Source organism: Caldalkalibacillus salinus (assembly GCF_016745835.1).
GTDB lineage: Bacteria > Bacillota > Bacilli > Caldalkalibacillales > JCM-10596 > Caldalkalibacillus_A > Caldalkalibacillus_A salinus.
Map to the genome: position 1 here is coordinate 259,154 of NZ_JAERVL010000006.1, position 23,324 is coordinate 282,477.

Genomic DNA, 23,324 nt, shown 5'->3' on the forward strand with positions numbered 1-23,324 from the left:
CCCTTTCTTACGGTTTACCCTCAGCTGCTTCCTGTTGCTTTATCTTTAAGTCATGATTGTCCTTCTATGATACATGTTCTTTGAAGGTAGGCACAATCTGTCGAAGTGCTTTTTTAATATCTACTGGACTTTTGTGCAGTACCGATTGTAGCTGCTGGATTTCTTTTTCCATTTCTTTCGATGTCCAATTGGCTGTTTTACCGATAAAGATACGATCATGCTTAGTAGAGGTTGCCCCTTCCTCTTTGGTTAATATTTCTTCATATAGCTTTTCCCCCGGTCTAATACCAGAAAACTTTATCTTAATATCTTCATCAGGAGTGAACCCTGATAAACGAATTAAATCTTGGGCTAAATCTAGTATTTTAACAGGCTCTCCCATGTCTAGGATAAATACTTCTCCGCCTTTCGTTAAGGCGCCAGCTTGTATCACCAATTGAACGGCTTCAGGGATCGTCATGAAGTAGCGTACCATCTCAGGATGAGTAACCGATACTGGCCCTCCCTGTTCAATTTGTCTCTTAAATAAAGGAATGACACTACCTCGACTCCCTAACACGTTCCCAAAACGAACGGCCGTAAACTTTGTAAAGCTTGTCTCATTCAACGACTCAACGATCAACTCAGCGACCCGCTTCGTCGCCCCCATGACACTGGTTGGATTCACCGCTTTATCTGTAGAGATTAAGACAAAGCGTTCAGTCCCATACTTGCTCGCACACTCTGCTACATTTTTTGTGCCAATAATATTATTCTTGACCGCTTCTACTGGATTTCTTTCCATTAGAGGTACGTGTTTATGAGCGGCTGCATGAAAGACAACCTCTGGCTGTAACGTTTTATATACTTCGTCTATACGGTCTTTGTCTTGGACATCCGCAATAATTGGGAGGATATCAAGATGAGGATATGTACGTCTTAATTCCATCTCTATTTGATAAATACTATTTTCGCCATGTCCTAATAAGATCAGTAGTTCAGGATTAAATTGTGAGACTTGTCGACATAATTCTGAGCCTATGGATCCACCTGCACCTGTTACTAAAACTCTTTTAGCCGTAACATAGCCCATAATGCCTTCTAAATCAACCTGAACGGGGTCACGTCCGAGTAAATCTTCAACTTTTACGTCACGAATTTTTTGGATCGATACTTTTCCTTCGATCAAATCAGCTACCTTAGGTAATATCTTTACCTTAGCTGAAGTCTCTTTACCAATATCAAAGATTTTTCTAACTTCTTTTCTTTTTGCAGACGGAATTGCAATTATAATATCATCAATATCATAGTTTTTTACTATATTAGGAATATCTTTTCGACTTCCCAAAACTGGCAAGCCCATTACTTCCAAATGATGCTTTGTATCATCATCATCAACAAATGCAATGGGATAAAAGGAACCCCCGGGATTATGCTTAAGTTCTCTTGCTACGAATGTGCCTGCATTTCCCGCTCCTACAATTAATGCTCGGCGATGGTGTGGTTGTATCTTAATGTAACTGTCTCTCCACATTCTCCAAGCTAACCTTGAACCACCTACAAGGAGAATCAATAACCCGAAGGATATTAAAAATATTGATCTAGGAATCACTACTGGATCTACTAAAAACTTATACCCTGTATACAAAATAAAAAATGCCCCTGTAGAAATACCAGCCACTTTAAATAAGCTTATTAGCTCACCAATACTGGCATAACGCCACATTCTTTTATAGATGCCAAAGCAATAATTTGAAACTATGACTATCAGTCCGAAAGATACGATGATGTACGGAATCTGTGATATATACTGTTCTGGAATCTTGAAGTCGAAACGAAGGAGGTAGGCGTAGAGTATTGCTAATGAAACAAGCAATAAGTCAATCAGCATTAAAGTAAAAACTCTCTTTTTTCCCCTCACTATAATTGGCTCCCTCTCTCATTTTCTGTATTGATAATTATTTACATGTCGAATTTACTAGAATTATATCACTTTAAATATTTAATAAGCTACATATTTTTTCTAATATTTTGATATTCTGAGAAAGCTATTTTCAATTCACTTCTTAGGTATGAATACTTAATATATACTGACTCTTGAATTAAGTCAGTTGAAAGTAAGTTTTTCATCTCAATCTCTACTAAATAAATCTCTTGTATACACTTTATCCTCTACTTCACGTAAATCATCAGATAATCTATTAGCCACAATTATATCTGAAATCTTCTTAAATTCCTCAAAATCATTAACTACTTTTGAGTTATAAAACTGATCCTCACTTAAAGCTGGTTCATATACAACGACTTCAATACCCTTTGCTTTAATACGTTTCATAACCCCTTGAATAGCAGATTGTCTAAAATTATCAGAATCCATTTTCATTGTAAGTCGATAAAATCCTACAATTTTAGGATTACGTTTAATGATCATATCCGCAATATGGTCTTTTCTTGTTCTATTAGCATCAACAATGGCTGCCATAATATTGTTTGGAACGTCTGCATAGTTAGCAAGCAGCTGCTTTGTATCCTTTGGTAGACAGTAGCCACCATACCCAAACGAAGGATTGTTATAGTGATTCCCTATTCGAGGATCTAGTCCAACACCATCGATAATCTGCTTAGTGTCTAATCCTCTTACTTCTGCATAAGAGTCTAACTCATTAAAAAAAGCAACTCTCATTGCTAGATAAGTATTCGCAAATAGCTTAATAGCTTCTGCTTCTGTGGAATTAGTAAACAAGACCTTGATGTTTTCTTTTATAGCACCTGTAACAAGTAAATTGGCAAATACTTTTGCTCTTTCTGATTGTTCTCCTACAATAATCCGAGAAGGGTATAAGTTATCATATAAAGCTCTGCCCTCTCTTAAAAATTCAGGAGAAAAGATAATATTTTCCGTCTCAAACTTTTCCCGAACTGCTTCTGTATAGCCTACTGGAACAGTTGATTTAATAACCATTACTGCATCTGGGTTAATAGACAACACATTCGCAATAACAGCTTCAATAGTTCTAGTATTAAAATAGTTTTTTTCCGGATCATAATTGGTAGGAGTAGAGATGATAACAAACTCTGCCTCTTTATATGCCATATAATTATCTGTTGTTGCAGTTAAGTCCAATTCTTTTGTTGCTAGAAATTCTTCAATCTCATTATCTATTATCGGAGACCTTTTATTATTGATCATATCTACTTTTTCTTGAATAATATCTAATGCAATTACTTCATTATGTTGAGCCAGTAATATAGCATTTGATAAGCCTACATACCCTGTTCCAGCTATAGTAATGTTCATGAATCACTTCACCTCCTATAATATATAATAATATATCAATTATTACCTTTACGTAGTAATGATCTATATAATTCTTCCATTATATCCACACTTTTATCCCAATCATAATTATTCAATACAAATTCTCTTCCTTGCTTACCAAATAACTCCCTTTTATTTTTATCCATTATTAATTGATATAATTTTTCTGCAATTTGTGTACTATTATTTTTCTCAACTATAAATCCTGTTTTTCCATCTTGTACTACTTCAGGAAGACCACCAACATCTGATACTACTACAGGCAATTCACAAGCAGAGGCTTCTACGATAGCAACACCAAAACTCTCACTGATACTTGGGGCAACATAAATGTCCAATTTATTTAAGTATTCAGGTACCATATCATAAGGCACTTTCCCAGTAAAATTAGTTATATTAGAGAGCTCCAACTCATCAGCTAAAGATTTATATTCATCTATTTTGCTTCCACCTCCAACTAATAGCAATCGGATATTTGATGCAATTTCATCCTGATTATTCAATTTTAATAATTTGATTAATTTATAAGTTCCTTCAATGATAAGCTTTATTCCATATATATCCTCCATTGATTTTACTGTACCTATTGTAATAATATTAGTATTGTTCTCGTTCGAAATTTTCCTTGAATAAAATTTTTGCATATCAACCCCAAAGGGTGTTACTGAAATAGGCATATTCGGTTCGCAAAGTGACAAAGTTTGTTTCTTCATTATTTCACTTGTAGATGCTATTTGATCCGCAGATTCTAAATTTTTTTTAATCAGATTGAGATTAATACTGTTTTTAAATGGAAATTTAAATACGTCACTACCCCAAACAGATAATAAATAAGGACTATAATTAACAAAACGTGCTAACGTGCCATAACCACTAGCGTAATGGGCATTTATAATGTCAGGTTTTATCTTATTAATATAGTTTCTTGATTGAAAAAAACCTAGATAATAACCTATAGGGGGAGGAATACTCACCTTTTTAATTTTAACCCTAGAATCGATATTATTTTCATCTGCGGGATGTATAGTGATCAAATGTACCTCATGTCCTCTTTCAGCCATTGCATTTACCCATCTAACTGTATGAATAGAATGTGCAGAAGCTAAAAAACATATTTTCATAATTTACTCCATTTCAAAAAGATATAAAAAATCTTTAAAAATTGTTTCCCTTTTATACTTAATCTTATCTTCTAATGTAACTTTCGGAATATCATTACATACAATTATTTCTCTGAAGTAATTGTAAAAATTTTCCGTTTTATCAAACTCACCAATCACTGGTAATCCCAATCCAATATAATCGAAAACTTTTGTACCAAAGTCTAATTTCTCATCTCTTATTATACAAATACCTATATCAAATTTTTTTGCTAATTCAATTGCCTCAATATATGATCTTCTACCATAAAATTTCATTTTACTATTAGATAGACCACTTAATTCAATAGCATTTTGATTAACTTTTTTTTCACTGCCTATAAAGTGAATTTCATAATCAACTTTATTAGTACTACAAAACATTTGAATAGATTGTAAAGTTTTAATTGCTTTCTCTAAACTATATTCAGCAAACTTACCTATACAGACGTAATTAATTTTATTATTGAATTTATTTTCTTTTAACTCTTCTCTATTTACATCCAATGTATGTCCATTAGTAATCAATTTAATTTTAGAGCAGTCCTTAAACAGTTTTGTATACTCTTCACTCATTCCAGTTGTACAAACAATAAAATATCTACAAATATTATAAACTTGTTTCTCTATTAAAACGGAAACAGAATATTTTATTACATTCATTAACTTTTTCTTTTTTCCATACGCTCTTTTAATATTTAATGACCATGGATCTCTAAAATCTACTAGTAATTTAATCCTCAATAATTTACTTACAATTGCTAATGGATATAAGTGATGAAAAGGCCCACACGATACATAAATCGACTTTGGTTTGGTCTTAATAATGTGAAATAATAACTTAAATAGCCAAACTAAAAACTTTTCATTCTTTTTAAATGTATTTTTGCTAATACATTTAATATTAATATTCTCTTTTAACAAAAAATTATATAACGATAACGATCTTAATGCACCTACACCATCTGATTCATCAAAAAAATATGCAACAAACAAACTCTCTTTATCCAAAATATCCCCTCTTTAGTGTTTATATAAGGTAATTTTTAAACCTAATTTAAGAAGTGTACATAATTATTTACTTTTTGTAGTTCAATCTATACATTTCTTTGCTTTAATCTCATATTTATTCGAGAAAGCTATTAACAAGCCTATAATAATCCACAATAATAGGGAAATAGTTGAAATATTATATATTAATAACCCCTCAAAGTTTTGAATAACCAAGATTCCAATAAAAAAAGATGCAGTAATTCTTAAATTGTATCCATCATGATTAATTATTTTTTTAGACAAGAAGGACATACTCAGTAGTAATAGCACTAATAATAATATTCCTATTAAACCTGATTGGTACAAAACTTGTACATATAAATTATGCGTATACCCATATAATCTCAAAAATTCATAATTATTACCCATTCCCATTATTATATTACCTGAGCTATAAACATCTTTTATCGCTAACTCCCACGCTAAATGTCTACCCGAAAAAAAGTTTTTCCCAGTATAGTTAACAATAAAGTCATTTATCATCATACCTAAATCTGTATAAAATAATTGCACATATACAAAAATAAACATCATACTAAAGAAAAGTATACTTGTTGTTAACTTTGTATAATGTTTTTTTATTTTTGGCCAAAAAATATACACTAATAATGTGAAAAAACAAGCTAAAATAGCAGTTCTTGATTGGGATAAAAGTATAATTACAATATTTAGTAAAATAGTAAATACATTAACTACCTTAGCGAAGTTATTTAAAGGGTCTTTTACTGAAATAAAGCAAAAATATAAGAATAAATAAGCTAATATTCCATTTGAATTAGCAAAATGTAACTGTGAGTTTAATACACCAGTGAAGAAAAGTATACTTGAAAAAACAAAAATAGAGATCATCCAGATAGGAAAAACGATTATTTTATCACCAATTAATATCATTGAGATATATACAAAAAAGATAATTGTTAAATATAAAATATATCTAAAATCAATTTCATTTGAAACATCAATATTAGTCAGATAATAAGTGAAAAATATAAAGGAAATTGTTATTATTGATATATTTTTATTATTTATATAAAACTTAAAATCTCTTATTAGTAAAAAAATATAGATTAAAAATGTAAAAATTAGAGGGATTATCAATAAATCTGTCGTTAATGAAGTGTACGCTGAAAATTCAAGTGACATAAAAAACAAAGCAAGTACTAAAAAAATATTTAACAAATGACTTATTGGAAACTTTCTCGTTATGTTCATAAGCTACCATCCTGTTTATAGACTATCAAAGATCTTTATATACCTCATTATATATTTTTTCAGAAATATGTTCTTTACCATAATTAATCGTACATTCATTCTTTATGAAAGTGCTATTATATGTTGAATGATTTATAATAATTTCATCCATTGCTCTGCTTAGATCTTCAACATCATCTACATTTACTAATAATCCATTATTATTATTAACTATCATTTCTGGTCCTCCACATTTTGTTGCTATAATAGGCTTTCCACAGGCTAAGGCCTCTATATAAACTACACCGAATGTTTCATATCTGCTAGGCAAAACAAACACGTCACATTGGTGCATTTCTAATACAACTTGTTCTCTAGACAGAGGACCTAAAAAGTGGACTTGATTATTTAACCCTTCATCTCTGACTAATTTAATTAAGTCGTCCATTGCATCACCATCTCCACCAATTACTAATTCAACACTTTCATTCCCTTTAAAACTTTTTGCAAAAGATTTAATTAGTATATCAATACCTTTATTATAATTTAAAAAGGCAAGACTAAAGAAACGGAATTTATTACTTTTGTAAATTGGAGTGGTTAATGTATTAAATTTTGCTACATCAACTATGTTGGGAATTATTATTATTTTATCTTTGCTTACATATCTTTGCATTTCTCTTTTTAAACCCGGACCAACTACAATCAATCTCTTTGCTGTATTCAAAGTGTCTTTTACAAAACTTATTTGATAATCTTTTATTAATCCTCTTCCATACCCTGAAAAATGTTCTGTAATTACTAACGGAATATTATACTCCTTTGATATTTGTGCCGCTGCCCACCCCCCCCATAATATGGAATGAGCATGCAAAATATCTGGCTTCCCATTTTCTTCAATGTAGTATTTAAGTATCTTTTTTAATCTCTTATAAAATATAACTCTTGGCGCATGCTTTACTTTTGGGAAAAAGTTATATCCTCTAATACGGTATGTTAGAACACCACTCTCATAGTCTTTCGAAAAACCACTTTTTATTCTGTGATTTTTAATATTTTTAAGGTTCCATATTTCGGGATAAGCAACTGTAATATCCAATCCAAACTCTTGTAACGCTAAAGCCTGCTCTTTAAAAAATATCCCTGAATTAGGTGATTTGTTTGTTGGATACCATGATGGTACTATTAAAACCCTCACATTTCTACTTCCTTTTCATAACTTTTTTTAACACGAATCTATACAAGTATAGATCATTTTGATCGATAAGAAGCAACTTAGGTATTTTACTTTTCGTAAAATGTGCATAAATAACAATTTTAATAATAAACGACAGTACATACGAAGCTGATGTTGAAAATGCAGCTCCATTTAAACCATATATAGGAATTAAAATTACATTTAATGTGATATTACAAATTACGGTAAAAATAGATGTGTATAAATTCATCTCCGGTTTGCCTTTTCCAGCTAAACTATTTGAAAGAATTCTTTCACAAGAAAACACAGTAATACCTGGTAATAAAATTTTTATAACTAATGATGCATCTAGATAAGCCTCTCCAAATAAAAGATATATAACTATGTCTGACAAAATGTAAAGTACAATACCTGCAATAATTGATAAAAACAATACATTCCTCGATACTACAGCAGTTAAATTATTTTGTTCTTTTTCACTAGATGAAGAAACCCTAGGAAACATAACAGTAGCAACCGGCTTAGAAATTATCCATAGTCTTTCAGCAATATTTATAGCCACGTTGTAAATACCAACTGGGAGCGGTCCTAAGAAAAAAGAAATTAGTAACATATCAACACGATAATTAAGAAATGCAAGAATATTACTCAAATGTGATTTAAATCCATATTTCAAGCTATCCTTTAGATATGAATAAGAAAAATCTTTCATAACTATTTTATAGTTTTGCTTGATAATGTAATAGATAACAATAATTGTGGTAGTTAAGTTACCTAAAACAAAGGAAAAAAGAGCTCCAGTTATACCTAATGGTAAAAGATAAATTGTTAATATTAATGATATAAGATTAACTAATTTCCCAATTACCGCTATGATATTAAACGTTTTAAAGTCCTCAGTACCTTGAAAGAAAGATTGAATAAAGTTATTAAAGGTCAATATAGGTAAAACACTTAAGATACTTAACAATAAGATAACCGGTATACCGTCAAAAAAGGATTCAGAAAACAGTGGTATTATTGCCACACCTAAGATTATAGAGATTAAACTTATAGCTACAGATAATACAACATTGGTAGAAATCACAGTCTGCAGACTATACTTTCTCTTCCCAATATAATAAACAGTAGAAGAGGAAATCCCTAAATTCATAAATGTCATTAGCATATTAGGCAGTAAAATGATTAAGGCATACATACCTTGCTTTTCTGGACCTAAAATCCTAGCAATTAGCACAGTAGTTAGTAGCCCTAATGTTATTACTACTATATTTCTAGTAAATGTTAAAAAACTATTTTTCAAAAATGTCGAATTAGCCAAAGTATATACCTCTTAAATATCACAGTTTATAAGATTATGTTTATATATCTTTTAAAGGGAAAACTGGTTACCTTTTCGCTTAATCTATTATTTGCAGATGTCAAAAACAGACTAACCAACAAACGATAAAATTTGTATTATTTAATTTATATATACTTATTATCAGTTTTTAAATTCGATGGGGTGATTTTTATCAACAGATTCATAGAAAGATAACACTAGTTTCAGAGCATTCTTACCGTCTTCACCAGTAACAGCAGGCTCGCGATTTTCATTAATAGCATTCACCATATCTTCAATAATCCAATGATGACCTGGAGTTCCCCAGGGATCAGCTTTAATACTTTCTTTCAAATCGCTTATTTCGTTTTCTGACATATCCATAAGATCAAGATGTTCGAAGTATAATGCGTTTGTACCACCAATTTTTACAGTACCTTTTTCACCGAATATTGTAATAGACTCTTCATAGTTTTTAGGATACACAGTAGTTGAAGCTTCTACGGTTCCAAGTGCGCCTGAATCAAATTTTATTGTTCCGACAGACACATCTTCAGCTTCTATATTCCTAAATCTTGTTGCTTCCATACTAAACACTTGTTCAGGAGTTCCCATAAACCATAACAATAAATCAAGATTGTGAATTGCTTGATTCATTAGTACTCCACCATCATGCTGTTTAGTACCTCTCCAAGGAGCTTGGTCATAATAATCCTGATTTCTGTTCCAATTCACTATACAGCTAGCATGGCTAATCTTTCCTAATAAACCCTGGTCCATAATACTCCTCAACTCTTGAACAACCGGTCTAAAACGATTCGGATGAACCACCGCTAATTTTACATTATTTAGGTTACACGCATCTATTATTTTATCGGTATCTTCGATTGACATCGCAATTGGTTTTTCTACAATAATATGCTTTTTTGCTTCCGCTATTTGAACTGCAATGGAAGCATGGAAACCACTTGGAGTACAAATACAAACTATATCAATATCCTCTTTTTCAAGCATTTGTTGTAAATCAGTATAAGGTTCTGCATCATATTCTTCTTTGTAAAATTCCATTGTAGCTAGAACTTTATCACAGACTGCAACGAGCCTTGCAGCATCAATGTTATCAATTGCTGCTGCATGCTTTTTTGCTATAAAGCCACATCCGACAATTGCAAAATTCATAACGAAACCTCTTCCCTTTTCATATATTGATCTTAAGCATTCATAAACTCTTGTATTACATCACATACTTTTGTAACTTCTTCCTCTTTTAGATATGGATGCATTGGAAGTGAAAGAACAGTATCACAAAGTTTGTTTGTTACAGCAAAATCTTCCTCTTCAGATGGTAGATCTGCGAATGCCTGTTGAAGATGCATTGGTTTAATATAATAGATCATACTTGGAATATCATTTTCTTTCAGCTTAGCTTGTAAAGCATCCCGTTGTACTTTTGATTCAAGCTTGATTGTATATTGTGCAAAACTAGAATAATAACCTTCTGGAATAAAAGGGGTTTCTACAATATCTTGTAGTTTTTCACTATATAGTTGATAAGCTCTATTTACTCCATCTAGCTCATGTTCTTTAAATGCATGTAATTTTACTTGCAAAATGGCTGCTTGTAAGGTATCTAGTCTAGAATTAACACCAATCCTTACATTGTCATATTTATTTTCACCTTTACCATGCACTTTATAGGAACGAAGCAGTTCTGCTGTTTCATCACTATCTGTAAAGATTGCTCCACCGTCTCCATAACAACCTAATGGCTTAGCTGGAAAAAAAGAAGTAGTTGCAGCATCACCGAAACTGCAGGCCATTTTACCATTAATTTTTCCACCAAATCCTTGTGCACCGTCTTCCAAAACAAGCAAATCGTACTGTTTAGCAATCTTTTCTATTTCATCATAATTAGCTGGGAGACCAAAAAGATCAACCGGTATAACTGCTTTAAGGTTTAGCCTTCCCTCTTCTTTCACTCTTTCAATTGATTGTTTAAGCTTATCAGGATCAATATTGAATGTTTTTTCATCAACATCTACAAAAACTGGTGTCGCTCCGTTAAATGAAACTACTTCTCCCGTAGAAAAAAAAGTAAAATCAGGTACGAAAACAGCGTCACCCTCTTTTACATCCCAAGCCATGAAAACCAAGGACAAAGCATCTGTTCCATTTGCACATGTAATACAATGCTTAACCCCTACGTATTTAGCTAATTCCTTTTCAAGTTCACTTACTGGTTTACCGCCTATATATTGGCCACTGGTCAGCACATTTTGAATAGCATCATCAATAGCTGATTTATACTGAGTATATTGAGCTTTCAAGTCACGAAACTGCATACCTTACCTCTTTCCTTTTATTTAATTTGGGTTAAACTATGTTCTCTTAATTCATAAGATCTATCACATTCTTTACAATGATAATCTTTCTTTAAAGGAAGACCACATTCACAAACCCAACCAATTTGTTTTGCCGGAACACCAGCCATTAATGCATAGTCTGGAACATCTTTTGTTACAACGGCCCCAGAAGCAATCATGGCCCAGGAACCGATGGTGTTTCCACATACAATCGTCGCGTTTGCTCCTATAGAAGCACCATATTTAACTAAAGTTCTTTTATATGCAGCACTACCTTTAGGATATTTACTTCTTGGAGTTAAATCATTGGTAAATACCATAGATGGACCACAGAACACATAATCCTCTAATTCTACACCCTCATATACAGAAACATTATTTTGAACCTTTACTCCGTTGCCAATTTTTACATTGTTAGATACATTTACATTTTGTCCGATTGAACACTTTTCTCCAATTTCCGCTCCAGAATGGATGTGACTAAAATGCCATACCTTTGTTCCTTCTCCAATCTTTACATCATTATCAATATAACTACTTTCATGTACAAAATACTGCATCTTAATTTCTCCTTATAATTCCTTGAAATAATTAATTAAGGAAGAGTCATAATGGAAATCTTTCTATAGCAGCTCAATATTTTCTCTGTTCCTTATATCTTTCATTGCATTTTTTGTATCGAAAATAGCTTTTGCATGCTGTTGCACAAGGGCATAATCAACCATTGTATGATCTGCTGTTATCATAACCAAGTCTACCTTTTCAATAAGCTCAACTGTCAATTCAGTTTCTCCCTTTTTAAATTTTCCATGATCATTATACTCTGGTATATAAGGATCATAATAAGTAACATCTGCCCCTTCTTTTTCTAATTCATCAATTACCCTAAGAGCAGCACTCTCTCTATAATCATCAATATCTTTTTTGTAAGCTACACCAAGTACTAGGATTCTAGATCCATTCATTGCCTTCTTGTATCTATTTAAGATTTTGCTTGCTCTCTCTACGCAATATTCAGGCATCCGATCATTAACCATCATAGAGGATTCGATCATTGATGTATGAAAGCCGTATTCACGTGCCTTCCAAGAAAGATAGTATGGATCCAGTGGAATACAATGCCCACCAAGTCCTGGTCCAGGATAGAATGCTTGGAATCCATACGGCTTTGTTTTTGCGGCGTCCACAACTTCCCAAAAGTTAATCCCCATTTTATTACTAAGGATTGCAAGTTCATTTACTAAGCCAATATTAATATTTCTATAAATGTTCTCAAGAATTTTTTCCATCTCTGCTACTGCTGGTGAAGATACACGATGAATAGGCGCTTCTAAAATACTCTCATATAGAGCTGCTGCAACATCTGTGCATCTATCTGTGCATCCGCCCACTACTTTAGGTGTATTTTTTGTTTTAAAGTTCAAGTTACCAGGATCTACACGTTCCGGAGAATACGCAAGGAAGAAGTCCTCGCCACATTTCAAGCCAGATTCCTCAAGTATCGGTTTTAAAAGTTCTTCGGTTGTTCCAGGATAAGTTGTTGATTCTAACACTATTAACATGTCCTTATGCATGTATGGTACAATACTCTCTGCTGAGGCTTTAACATAACTGAGATCAGGCTGTTGATACTTATCTAAAGGAGTTGGAACACATATACTTACACAGTCTGCTTGTACTACTTTTGCAAAATCAGAAGTAGTTAATAAATTTCCTGAGTTCACAAGAGATTCAAGGTCTTCATTAACTACATCACCAATGTAGTTTTTCCCCTCATTAACCATTTTCACTTTGGATTCTTGAACATCAAATCCAATTGTTTTATATCCTGCTTTTGCTTTTTCAACAGCTAATGGTAGTCCTACATAACCTAACCCTATAACGCCTAGTGTTGCAGTTTTGTTTAATAGTTCTTCCTTTAAATTACTAGTTAAAGTAACAGTATTCATAAATATTATTTTCCTCCTTTTAATATAGCATTACATATATTCTTCGCAGCTTTTCCATCACCAAATAACAAAAGTTGTGGGTGTTGAAAGCATTCTAGCTCTCTTTTAACTGTTTTTAAGATTTTATCAATATCAATTGAACTTAAAACATTCCAGCCATTTTCTAGGGTTTCAACCCACTCTGTCTGTTCTCTTAGAGTTGTGCATGGTGTTTTAAGAAAGTATGCTTCTTTTTGAAGTCCGCCAGAATCTGTAACAACCATATATGCATTTGCTGTCAGGTATAACATCATTAGGTAGCCAACAGGTTTAATTAGTATTACATTATTTAACTTAATATCTAGTTTATCAATCAATTTTCGTGTTCTTGGATGAATTGGTAGGACTACTGGCTTGTCCATTTTTTCAAATGCAGAAAAAATCTTAAATAACTTCTTATGATCATCAGTATTTTCTGCTCGATGGATGGTCGCAAGATAATACTCTTTTTCTCTAAGGCTAGGAATCTTTTCATTTTCCTCTCTTAACTCCGTTAACCAAACACCATTAGAGTAACGACTTCCTGAAATTTCAATATTTCTTAAAACTGCATCATACATTATGTCTCCTGTATTTAAGACGCCATCTGTTATTCCTTCTTTTTTTAAGTTATTAAGGGCTGTTAGAGTTGGACAAAGTAGTAAATTAGATATGTGGTCTGTTAAAACTCTGTTTTGCTCTTCAGGCATCAACTTATTATAACTACGCAAACCAGCTTCAACATGAAATACAGGAATATGTAATTTACTAGCTGCCAAAGCACCAGCCAATGTGGAATTCGTATCACCGTACACTAGCATCCCATCAGGCTTTTCTACTAGTATTATTTCTTCAATTTTCTCAATCATACGTCCTGTTTGTAAGCCATGACTACCAGAACCAACACCTAAATTATAATCAGGTTTTGGTATATTTAGTTCTGTAAAGAAAACTTCAGACATATTAGTATCATAGTGTTGACCAGTGTGTACTATAATTTCTTCATTTTCTCTTCGAAAAATATCAGAAAAGGGGGCTGCTTTTATAAACTGAGGCCGAGCACCAATTATTGTAATTATTTTCATTATCCCTAATCCTTTCAAGGTAGACTGATATTATTTTATGCTTCTAAGATTATTTCTTCGAGTTTATCTACTAGCTTTTTGTAATCAAGTTCTTGAGAAGCTTTTTCAGCATTATTACAATAAACTGCATATTTTTCTGAAGACATCTCGTAAAAACTTATTATTTCTTTAGCAAAATCATTCGGATCATTTGTACTACATATCTTTCCACAGTTAAATTTTTTAATCTGGTTATAATTCATATCAATAGATGATAATGTAGGCTTTCCACTTGCAATATACTCACTTAATTTATTTTGACTACCACCGTATTTCCATGTATTTACCTGTTTATAATTAAGCAGATTTAAGTTAGAGGTAGATAGAATATAAGGAATAAATTTCTTTTCCACTTGTCCCTTAAAGTGAATATTATTTATATTCTCACGTTTGCATCTTTCTTCTAATTTTCTTTTATCTGGACCTTCTCCATAGATTAAAAATTGTATATCTTTGATACCACTATTTTGAATTTCCTTAGCAGTATCCACCAAGAAACTAATATTATTGGCTTCTCTAATAGCACCAGTATAAACTACTTTAAATATATCCTTATTTTCAAGAAGATCATCGTTTAAAGGATAATTCAATTTATTATAATTAAAATCATCTAAGTCGAACCCATTTGTTATATGATGAACTTTGCTTAAAGACATCTTTTTATTTATACCTCTGTCTATCAAATAGTCTTTTCCACCCTCCATTGAAAAGATTATTTTGTCAGATTTCTTAAAAACCCATTTTTCTACAGAGTATAAAAATTGTATAATAGGGTTTTTTTGTGAATAGCCTAGAAAATCTACAATAGATTCAGTCCATAGATCACGGACATCCAATATAAATTTGGAATCTATCTTTTTTGAAATAAGGTACGGAATAACAGCAAAGACAGACTGAGGATTGCAAATTATTACATCAGGTTTTACTTTTTTCTTTTTAGAAACTTTACTTAATCGAAATGGAAATTGTAGCATATTTATTATTCTTGATATACCATTTCCTGAGTAGTTTGATGTTCTAATATGATTATATTTAACACCCTCATATTCCTTTTCTATGAATAACGTACTATTATCGTTAATAAGATTTATATCTGAATTGTGAATTGTACTAGCTGCAAAAATTTCAACATTATATCCCTTTTTAGTTAAATACTTTGCAAATTTATTTGTCCGAGTCCTTACAGCCAAGTGTGGTGGCATAGCTGAATGACTAATAAACCATATTGTTTTCATCAAATCGAACCTTCCTTATATCTAATCTTTCTTTCTCTAATTTATAATTTGTACGATAAACTTTTCGATAGTTAGTGAATCTTGTATCCACTAGTACTAATATATTCCTCAAAATGATTAACTCTTATTAATACCATCCTTGGAAACAAGGTCGTATAGTCAGGTCGTACTAATACCTTGTTTTTTTATGTTCCCGGCTATACAAAAGTGAACGTAAAGATAAATTTAAAATATTTTTAACCTTAATGTATAAACCCATTTATTAATCATATCAGGAGTTCTACTAGCAACCTTAAGCATACCTTTATATTTAAGACGATTACTTGGAGGATTCCATTGTCTCATTACTTCTCTTGCTTTAGTTTTTTCCCCAGACATAATCAAAGTGAAAATATATGCAATCATTTTTTTATCATACTTTAAAAGAATACTTTCTTTTTCTTCCCTAGTTCTCTCGGGGTTGTTCAATTCTTGTGAAAGAACCGATAAATATGCTTTAGGGTACGCTATACGAACTCTTACTCGGGCATTATTTTCTGCAGACCTATTATAATCAACACAGCGCTTTGTAGAGTAAGCCACCTTCTTATTTATCTGTGCTACTCTTGCAAATAAATCTAAATCTTGTCCAATTAATTCATTGGGGGTAAAATATCCAGCATTGACTATTGCTTGTTTTCTAATTGTTGTTGCAGATGTCCATACAAATTCGTATTTATTTTTAAGTGTCTCCCAATAACTTAATAAAACCCCATCATATTCTTCTTCAACAGCACTAGAAAAATTAACCTTTTTTGGTCCAAGTATGATTCTATACGCAGTCACAAAGATATCACTTTCTGGATACTTAGAAATAAGTTGATTTATTGTGTCTAAATAATAAGTATGCCAATAATCATCAGCATCAAGAAATGCAATATATTCTCCAACAGCCATGTCTATTCCAGTATTTCTTGCAACAGACACGCCTGCGTTTTTTTGTTCAGTTATTTTTAGTCTTTTGTCTTTGATATCTTTAATTTGATCCAAGCTACCATCATTAGATTCATCATCAACGACTATTACCTCAAAATCGGAAAAAGTTTGTTCTAAAACACTTAATACTGTTGCTTTTATATAATTTCTTTTATTGTATAGTGGAATAACTACAGAGAACTTTGGCATTAAGACCTTCCTTTACATGGAGTTACTTTTGGTCAACTCAATTCTGATTTACTAATACTTTCTTTTAATAAATAGCAGTTATAATTATGAATTCCATTCGAAATGTTCATGTCATAAACTAAATCACCAAATACTTTATTAATAGTACTTGATCTACTTAATCTTAAAATGGGATTAAATAGTTTAATCATCCTAATTTCTTTTCCATGAATTTCTGCTATAAGCCTAACCATCTCAGAAGTACATACATATTCGTTATTCTGTGGGAAAAATATTCCGTTAGAAGCTTCGTCAATCAATAATCTTATAAATTCACATAAGTTATCGATATAAATCATACTACGCTTATTTTCTATGCTAGGGAAAAAAGGCACCTTAAGTGCAAGGTTAGCTAGTCTCGGATAATTTCCTTTACAACCTTTACCATAAATCATCGGGGGACGAATAATGGCAACTTTAAATCCAGTGCCTTCTAAAGATTTTATCAATTCCTCGGCCTCAAGCTTTGACTTGCCGTAATTACTTATTGGTTTGGCAGGTGTGTCCTTGTCTATAATTCCTATTTCTATACCATAAACACTCATAGAGCTAAGAAATATAAATTGCTTAACTCCATCAACTCTTGCCTTTTGAGCAACTTCGTAAGCCAAATCACGATTAACCTTGTAATAAAGATCAGCATTTTCTTTTGTTTCCTTTATATGTGCAATCCCAGCAACATGAAACACACCATCATATCCTGATAAATCCTTTTTCTTCCATGTATCATCTCTTAAACTAATTGTATCTACCGAATATCTATCAGGATATTTATTAAGCCAATCCTTCAGGCTCGTACCCACATAGCTATTTTTACCTGTTATCAATATCCTTTTCATTTAGTAACTGACTCCTTAGTATTGGTAACATCCTTTTGACCCGTTGCACCTGTACTACCTTCCACAATCCCATCACTTTTCACTACACTTACAATGGTTCCAAAGAAGCATTTAACATCCATCAAAAGACTAAGTCTCCTAACATACTCTCCGTCCAACTTTGCTTTTATCTCAATAGGAAGTTCATCTCTCCCATTAATCTGCGCCCAACCAGTTAGGCCAGGGAGAACATCATTAGCACCGTACTTGTCTCTCTCTTCAATCAAATCATACTGATTCCACAAAGCAGGTCTTGGCCCAATAATACTCATCTGCCCAACAAAGATATTCCAAATCTGTGGTAACTCATCTAATGAAGTTTTCCTTAGAAACTTACCCATTTTAGTGATATATTGTTCCGGGTTATCTAGTAGGTGTGTCGGTGTATCCTTTGGCGTATCAATTTTCATCGTACGGAACTTTAAGATATTAAAATAAGTTTTATTAATACCGACACGTTTTTGTTTAAACAAAACGGGGCCTCTTGAATCGAGCTTAATCAGTATAAGTAATACTAAATAAAGCGGAGATAGTACTATAATTCCAATTAAAGAAAGAATGATATCTATAAATCTTTTTATATTTATATACATGGTAACACTCCTTGAAAAAAGCTATTTAGTAAATTAGGACTTAATTGGAAATCATCCGCTTTTCCAACCAACTACTAAGACACTAAATCTCATCTGTTTCAGATAAAGACCGCATGTTCATGACAAACTTCTGTATAGCTTTTTCTAAAGCAGGAATGCTAATTATGATTAGCATTCCTGCTTTGAAATTTCTTAACTTAAATAACGTGAAGCCTATACATTCACATAACTTCTTCATACCGTTCATAAAATAATCTCTTACAAAATGACTTTATCCTTTTCCAGGACACTTTCTATATACTGCATAACATCCTCTTTCAAATCTCCTCGCTCCAACGCAAACTCAATCTGTGCCTTAATAAATCCAAACTTATCACCTACATCATGGCGTACGCCTTCAAAATTATAAGCAACAACCATCTGTTTTTCATTAAGTCCTTTTATCGCATCAGTCAACTGAATTTCATTCCCAGCACCAGGCTTCTGCTCATCTAATATTTCAAATATATCAGGCCTTAAAATATATCGTCCCATAATAGCATAATTAGAAGGAGCTTCTTCTTTGCTTGGTTTTTCCACTAGATCATTAATATGATAACAATCCTTATCTATGCCACCATTTTTCACTGAGATAATGCCATATTTTGAGACATCCTCATTAGGCACTTGCTGAACCCCAATGACGGATGAATTGTACCGTTCATAGACGTCTATCAATTGCTTCAAGCATGGCTTCCCATAAGCATGCACAATATCATCACCTAATAGGACAGCAAACGGCTCGTCGCCTATAAACCGACTCGCACAAGCTATAGCATGTCCAAGTCCCAGAGGTTCTTTCTGACGTATATAGTGGATATTAGCTAAGTTTGAAATACTTTGTACTTCTTCTAATTGTGTAATCTTACCCTTACTCGATAACGTTTCTTCTAACTCATATGATTTATCAAAATGGTCTTCAATGGCTCTTTTTCCACGACCAGTCACAATAATAATGTCTTCTATTCCTGAAGCAACCGCTTCTTCGACAATATATTGAATGGTTGGTTTATCTACGATCGGTAGCATCTCTTTTGGTTGTGCTTTTGTCGCTGGTAAAAACCTCGTGCCTAAACCAGCTGCTGGTATAATCGCTTTTCTCACTTTTTGCATCCTCTTAACCTCCTTATCATACCCTTATTGAATAGCCTCACCATTTTGATCTCTCTGTACTGGAGATACCTGAGGCGCTGAGTTTATCCAGTAATACCGACCAAATACAACAAAAACACTGATCATTACGCCTAAGACTCCTGCTATGGCAACATTCAGCTTCTTATTTGGACTTGCTGGACTTTCGGGTTCAACCGCCTGGCTTGTAATTAATAAGTTTTCCTCTACTGCGAATTGTTCCTCAGCGATTCGCTGTTCAAGATTATTCTTTCTATTTTGTAGTTCTGTTATTTTTATATCGATGTCTAATTGTTTTTGTTGCAGGTCTAGGTACAACGGATTAAGGTGCTCATTCTGATACTGTATGCTTCCTGAATCAGCGTTTGAACTCGTATTTTCAGTAACAACAGAGTGTAGGAATGAGTCTTCAGTCAGTGAGTTGTTGGTAACAAGAATTTGTGGTGTCTTATTCAGTTTCTCTAGGATGTCCTTTAAGCTATTTTGTTCAATTTCTATGTCCTCATTAATCATTTGGATTTCATACTTTAATTGTTGTGTTAGCTGTTGTGTCGATTGGTTGTACATATACTTGATATACTCTGATGTAACAACGTTGGCTATGTGTGCCGCTTGCTCTGGATTGTTATCCAGCGCGTAAATTCTTATCAAATTGGTATCTCCTACTATTTCTGCTCGAACTTTTTGACGAAGGCTATTTATAGAAATATCTTGTTCATGATCTAATTGTTGTATTGTTCCACTCATAACCTGATTATTGCTTACGTGTGCCACATACGATTCGAGATTGAGATTGTCTGTATCTGCAGTGACCATCACCGTTGCACTGGCCTCATACGTAGGATCTAGGATAAAGAAGCTGTTGATCCCACTGAGCAATACAGCAATTGCTGTCACACTCGCGATGATCCACTTGCCATTCAAAACCACTTCAATGAGTTCTCTTAAGCTAATTTCATCTTCCATGTGTAATTTGTTTTGTTCCTCTGTCATTTCTGCTCCCCCAATAGAATAATGGTTATGTACTTTGAATAAACACTGTAAAAGGTCTTAGCTCTATCGTTAAATCATATAAACAACAGAGCTAAAATCTTTTCTCATCAATACAAGAATTTAGTCTAATATTCTTGATTTTTGCGTTTAATACGTCACTATCCGAGTGCCATTATACCACATTCAGTCATCGTTTTATGATTTAAACCTTATATTTTCCATATTTTCTTGTGATTGGAAACTTCGTTGCTCCCCTAAATATTAAGATCGTTGGTATGTTATTAATTTTATCGACAATCGTTGCCTATGTATAGCTAAAATTTTGTCAATTGATGTCTACGGTACACTTTAAAACACTTTCTATTTCTATTTTGATCGTTCCTCCTACCAGATTATTTTTTAAAAAATCAAGCAACAACCCAAGCATTGTCATCCTAGGTTGTTGCTTTTTAAAAAGGCAGGGGTCTTACTCAAAGAGATAGATTAATAGGTAAACGTACTGACTGAGAACAGGTCACTGCATTAAGCAACTGTCTCTATATCAAGCTAAGTTTCTTTGTTGAAGCTTATTCATGCTAGCCTAGTAGATTAGTCCTCGTCCTCGTCGTCATCTTCATCGTCATCTTCGTTGTCTTCGTCATCATCTTCATCTTCATCATCTTCGTCGTCTTCATTTTCCCACTCGATTTCATAGGATGTGCCGTTCGTGAATGTCACTTCGATTTCGAGTTCATAAAGTTCACGATCAGATGGTAGGATATCAAGCACAGCGTTTAGAAGCTCTTCCTTCGTCATGTCAGCGGAAAGGTCAAGCTCTTCTAGTAAACTTTCTAGTTGTTCTTGTGCTTCTTGTCCTTTTACTTCTACCTTACCATCAGAAGACTCTGCTTTGATTTCTGCTTTGACTTCGTCTTCTTCTAATTCATATTCCCATTCAACTTCTGCATCGTTCTCAAATTCAGCCTTCACTTCAAAAGCTCTGATACCAAACTTGTCTTCGATAACCTCTTGGCTATCTTCAGAGCCTTTCCATTCCACCTTGAACTTAGAACCGTTGGAGAATTTTACCTTTACTTCAAGCTTCTCAAGGTCGCCTTCTGGTAGAGCCTCAACAATTTTGTTCGTCAGGTCTTCCTTCGTATCTTCTGCATTCAGTTGAAGTTCTCCAAGCACGGATTCTAACTGCGCTTGAGCTTCTGATCCCTTGATTTCTGTTTTACTATCATTTAATTTCTCTTCAATCTTGGCTTCTACTTTCCCATGCTTCTGCTTGTATTTCCACTCTACTTTAGAACCGTTCTCGTACTTACCTTCAACCTTGAATTCTACGATGTCTAAAGCCTCTTCGTCCACGTTTGTCGTGTCGATGATCGCCGCTTCGACTACAACGCCATCTCTAGCGATAAGGTTTAGCGCGTCACCTTCAGCTATTTGATCAGCATGAACGAACTTATCTCCATATTGAACGAGAAGCTCAGAAGAGATACCAAATGTAAATGTGTCTCCACTGAAGGATTTGACTGTCAGTTCACCATCGTAAACGTCGTCAGTAACACTGTCTTCTTCGTATACGTCAAAGCTCACGCTCTCTACTTCACCGCTGACAAACACAGCCCCTTCTTGCTCAAGTAGGTTTTCGTTTGTACGGTCTAGTAATGCCGCCATTTCAGCACGTGTCACCGGCTTGTTCGGCTTGAACGTGTTGTCTGTGTAGCCTGTGACGAGGTCATAATCTACAGCCACGTTCACATAACCCACAGAACCTGCTGGGATCTCGTCTGTATCTGTGAATTCAGGTGTTTCCGTCATAACGTCTAGTGCTTCATCTGTTAGATCTAAAGCACGAACAAGTAAGCTTGACACCCAAACACGAGAAGCTGGCTTGTTCGGTTGCAGCTTGTCCTCTGCTGCATCAAAAAGGCCATTTTCTAGTGCGACTAGTAGGTAGCCCTTAGCCCATGGCGCTTGCTTCTCAATTTGTTTCGTGTCTTTGAATTGTAACGTCACGTCTGTGTCTTTCTCTTGGGCTTCCTCTTCAAGTCCCATGAGGCGGACGGCTGTCACTACAGCTTCAGCACGTGTCACGGGCTTGTTCGGTTGGAACGTCCCGTCAGTATAACCAGTGAAAATATCTTTCGCTGTCATGCTGTTGATATAATCCCCAGCCCAAGGCGCTTCATCTGAGTCCTTGTACTCAATGTCTAAGGTTTGACGATCCTTGCCTTTTCCTTTGTTATCTTTTGCGTCGACAGCTAGTGGAGCTGCCATGCTAAAGACGAGGGCAAAGACAAGCGTCAACATTAACGCAGAACGTAAATTGCCTTTTTTCATGCGTGTTTCCTCTCCTTTATCGATTGTTATAGCGAGTCTCCCAATATTATGTAAAACACGAAGTCACATACACTGAAACCTCCGTGTTCAAATGGGAGCTAGTACACATTTCGACATTGTTGAACAAAATGTGTCGGGAGTTGGAGAAAAATTTGCCAAAGGAATATAAAAAACAAGTTTGATATAACGTTAAAGCTACGAGCACGCACACTGGCGTGAAACCAAAAAAAGACACCCGCTTAGGGGTGCCTTCTCATTCATCTATAC

19 protein-coding genes are annotated in these 23,324 nt (G+C 33.6%); all 19 read right to left on the reverse strand.

Annotated features, from left to right (window positions below; all coding sequences use genetic code 11):
* Window positions 1–64: 64 nt before the first annotated feature.
* Complete coding sequence (locus JKM87_RS07055) at window positions 65–1,870, reverse strand: nucleoside-diphosphate sugar epimerase/dehydratase (RefSeq protein WP_202079420.1); 1,806 nt, start codon at window positions 1,868–1,870, stop codon at window positions 65–67.
* Between the two features lie 240 nt (window positions 1,871–2,110).
* The gene (locus tag JKM87_RS07060) at window positions 2,111–3,277 is read right to left on the reverse strand and encodes a nucleotide sugar dehydrogenase (protein ID WP_202079422.1); all 1,167 of its coding nucleotides are present in this window, start codon (window positions 3,275–3,277) and stop codon (window positions 2,111–2,113) included.
* Between the two features lie 35 nt (window positions 3,278–3,312).
* Window positions 3,313–4,419: a glycosyltransferase gene (locus JKM87_RS07065; protein ID WP_272899181.1), complete on the reverse strand. Its 1,107-nt coding sequence runs from the start codon at window positions 4,417–4,419 to the stop codon at window positions 3,313–3,315.
* Window positions 4,420–4,422: 3 nt separating this feature from the next.
* Entirely contained in the window at window positions 4,423–5,448 is a 1,026-nt protein-coding gene (locus JKM87_RS07070) for a glycosyltransferase family protein (protein ID WP_202079426.1), read from the reverse strand.
* Between the two features lie 81 nt (window positions 5,449–5,529).
* A complete protein-coding gene (locus JKM87_RS07075; RefSeq protein ID WP_202079428.1) occupies window positions 5,530–6,702 on the reverse strand; it encodes an O-antigen ligase family protein in 1,173 nt (390 codons plus the stop codon).
* A gap of 25 nt (window positions 6,703–6,727) precedes the next feature.
* Window positions 6,728–7,879, reverse strand: coding sequence for a glycosyltransferase (locus JKM87_RS07080; RefSeq protein ID WP_202079430.1), 1,152 nt, complete (start codon window positions 7,877–7,879; stop codon window positions 6,728–6,730).
* 4 nt (window positions 7,880–7,883) lie between these two features.
* Window positions 7,884–9,200, reverse strand: a complete 1,317-nt coding sequence (locus tag JKM87_RS07085) for a flippase (protein WP_202079432.1) — start codon at window positions 9,198–9,200, stop codon at window positions 7,884–7,886.
* A gap of 162 nt (window positions 9,201–9,362) precedes the next feature.
* Window positions 9,363–10,379 (reverse strand): Gfo/Idh/MocA family protein, encoded by a 1,017-nt coding sequence (locus tag JKM87_RS07090; protein ID WP_202079434.1) that lies wholly within the window; start codon window positions 10,377–10,379, stop codon window positions 9,363–9,365.
* A gap of 32 nt (window positions 10,380–10,411) precedes the next feature.
* Window positions 10,412–11,542, reverse strand: coding sequence for a DegT/DnrJ/EryC1/StrS family aminotransferase (locus JKM87_RS07095; RefSeq protein WP_202079436.1), 1,131 nt, complete (start codon window positions 11,540–11,542; stop codon window positions 10,412–10,414).
* A 17-nt stretch (window positions 11,543–11,559) separates the two neighbouring features.
* Window positions 11,560–12,123: an N-acetyltransferase gene (locus tag JKM87_RS07100; protein WP_202079438.1), complete on the reverse strand. Its 564-nt coding sequence runs from the start codon at window positions 12,121–12,123 to the stop codon at window positions 11,560–11,562.
* A 63-nt stretch (window positions 12,124–12,186) separates the two neighbouring features.
* A complete protein-coding gene (locus tag JKM87_RS07105) occupies window positions 12,187–13,512 on the reverse strand; it encodes a nucleotide sugar dehydrogenase (RefSeq protein WP_202079439.1) in 1,326 nt (441 codons plus the stop codon).
* 5 nt (window positions 13,513–13,517) lie between these two features.
* On the reverse strand, window positions 13,518–14,615 hold the full coding sequence (wecB, locus tag JKM87_RS07110) for a non-hydrolyzing UDP-N-acetylglucosamine 2-epimerase (RefSeq protein ID WP_202079441.1): 1,098 nt from the start codon (window positions 14,613–14,615) through the stop codon (window positions 13,518–13,520).
* Between the two features lie 35 nt (window positions 14,616–14,650).
* A complete protein-coding gene (locus tag JKM87_RS07115) occupies window positions 14,651–15,889 on the reverse strand; it encodes a glycosyltransferase family 4 protein (protein WP_202079443.1) in 1,239 nt (412 codons plus the stop codon).
* 225 nt (window positions 15,890–16,114) lie between these two features.
* Complete coding sequence (locus tag JKM87_RS07120; RefSeq protein ID WP_202079444.1) at window positions 16,115–17,053, reverse strand: glycosyltransferase family 2 protein; 939 nt, start codon at window positions 17,051–17,053, stop codon at window positions 16,115–16,117.
* 32 nt (window positions 17,054–17,085) lie between these two features.
* Window positions 17,086–17,931 (reverse strand): NAD-dependent epimerase/dehydratase family protein, encoded by an 846-nt coding sequence (locus tag JKM87_RS07125; protein WP_202079446.1) that lies wholly within the window; start codon window positions 17,929–17,931, stop codon window positions 17,086–17,088.
* The gene (locus JKM87_RS07130; RefSeq protein ID WP_202079448.1) at window positions 17,928–18,563 is read right to left on the reverse strand and encodes a sugar transferase; all 636 of its coding nucleotides are present in this window, start codon (window positions 18,561–18,563) and stop codon (window positions 17,928–17,930) included. Before JKM87_RS07130 ends, JKM87_RS07125 begins: the two co-directional genes overlap by 4 nt.
* 258 nt (window positions 18,564–18,821) lie before the next feature.
* The gene (gene galU / locus JKM87_RS07135; protein ID WP_202079450.1) at window positions 18,822–19,715 is read right to left on the reverse strand and encodes a UTP--glucose-1-phosphate uridylyltransferase GalU; all 894 of its coding nucleotides are present in this window, start codon (window positions 19,713–19,715) and stop codon (window positions 18,822–18,824) included.
* A 24-nt stretch (window positions 19,716–19,739) separates the two neighbouring features.
* A complete protein-coding gene (locus tag JKM87_RS07140) occupies window positions 19,740–20,726 on the reverse strand; it encodes a YveK family protein (protein ID WP_202079452.1) in 987 nt (328 codons plus the stop codon).
* A gap of 588 nt (window positions 20,727–21,314) precedes the next feature.
* Window positions 21,315–23,057, reverse strand: coding sequence for an S-layer homology domain-containing protein (locus tag JKM87_RS07145; RefSeq protein ID WP_202079454.1), 1,743 nt, complete (start codon window positions 23,055–23,057; stop codon window positions 21,315–21,317).
* Window positions 23,058–23,324 lie beyond the last annotated feature (267 nt).

Excerpts from the sequence above, each read along its gene's own strand:
- JKM87_RS07065 (WP_272899181.1), bottom strand. The coding sequence starts at position 4,419 with ATGAAAATATGTTTTTTAGCTTCTGCACATTCTATTCATACAGTTAGA.
- galU (WP_202079450.1), bottom strand. The coding sequence starts at position 19,715 with ATGCAAAAAGTGAGAAAAGCGATTATACCAGCAGCTGGTTTAGGCACG.
- JKM87_RS07140 (WP_202079452.1), bottom strand. The coding sequence starts at position 20,726 with ATGACAGAGGAACAAAACAAATTACACATGGAAGATGAAATTAGCTTA.
- JKM87_RS07115 (WP_202079443.1), bottom strand. The coding sequence starts at position 15,889 with ATGAAAACAATATGGTTTATTAGTCATTCAGCTATGCCACCACACTTG.
- wecB (WP_202079441.1), bottom strand. The coding sequence starts at position 14,615 with ATGAAAATAATTACAATAATTGGTGCTCGGCCTCAGTTTATAAAAGCA.
- JKM87_RS07075 (WP_202079428.1), bottom strand. The coding sequence starts at position 6,702 with ATGAACATAACGAGAAAGTTTCCAATAAGTCATTTGTTAAATATTTTT.
- JKM87_RS07055 (WP_202079420.1), bottom strand. The coding sequence starts at position 1,870 with ATGCTGATTGACTTATTGCTTGTTTCATTAGCAATACTCTACGCCTAC.
- JKM87_RS07120 (WP_202079444.1), bottom strand. The coding sequence starts at position 17,053 with ATGCCAAAGTTCTCTGTAGTTATTCCACTATACAATAAAAGAAATTAT.
- JKM87_RS07105 (WP_202079439.1), bottom strand. The coding sequence starts at position 13,512 with ATGAATACTGTTACTTTAACTAGTAATTTAAAGGAAGAACTATTAAAC.
- JKM87_RS07060 (WP_202079422.1), bottom strand. The coding sequence starts at position 3,277 with ATGAACATTACTATAGCTGGAACAGGGTATGTAGGCTTATCAAATGCT.
- JKM87_RS07130 (WP_202079448.1), bottom strand. The coding sequence starts at position 18,563 with ATGTATATAAATATAAAAAGATTTATAGATATCATTCTTTCTTTAATT.
- JKM87_RS07090 (WP_202079434.1), bottom strand. The coding sequence starts at position 10,379 with ATGAATTTTGCAATTGTCGGATGTGGCTTTATAGCAAAAAAGCATGCA.
- JKM87_RS07125 (WP_202079446.1), bottom strand. The coding sequence starts at position 17,931 with ATGAAAAGGATATTGATAACAGGTAAAAATAGCTATGTGGGTACGAGC.
- JKM87_RS07145 (WP_202079454.1), bottom strand. The coding sequence starts at position 23,057 with ATGAAAAAAGGCAATTTACGTTCTGCGTTAATGTTGACGCTTGTCTTT.
- JKM87_RS07100 (WP_202079438.1), bottom strand. The coding sequence starts at position 12,123 with ATGCAGTATTTTGTACATGAAAGTAGTTATATTGATAATGATGTAAAG.
- JKM87_RS07095 (WP_202079436.1), bottom strand. The coding sequence starts at position 11,542 with ATGCAGTTTCGTGACTTGAAAGCTCAATATACTCAGTATAAATCAGCT.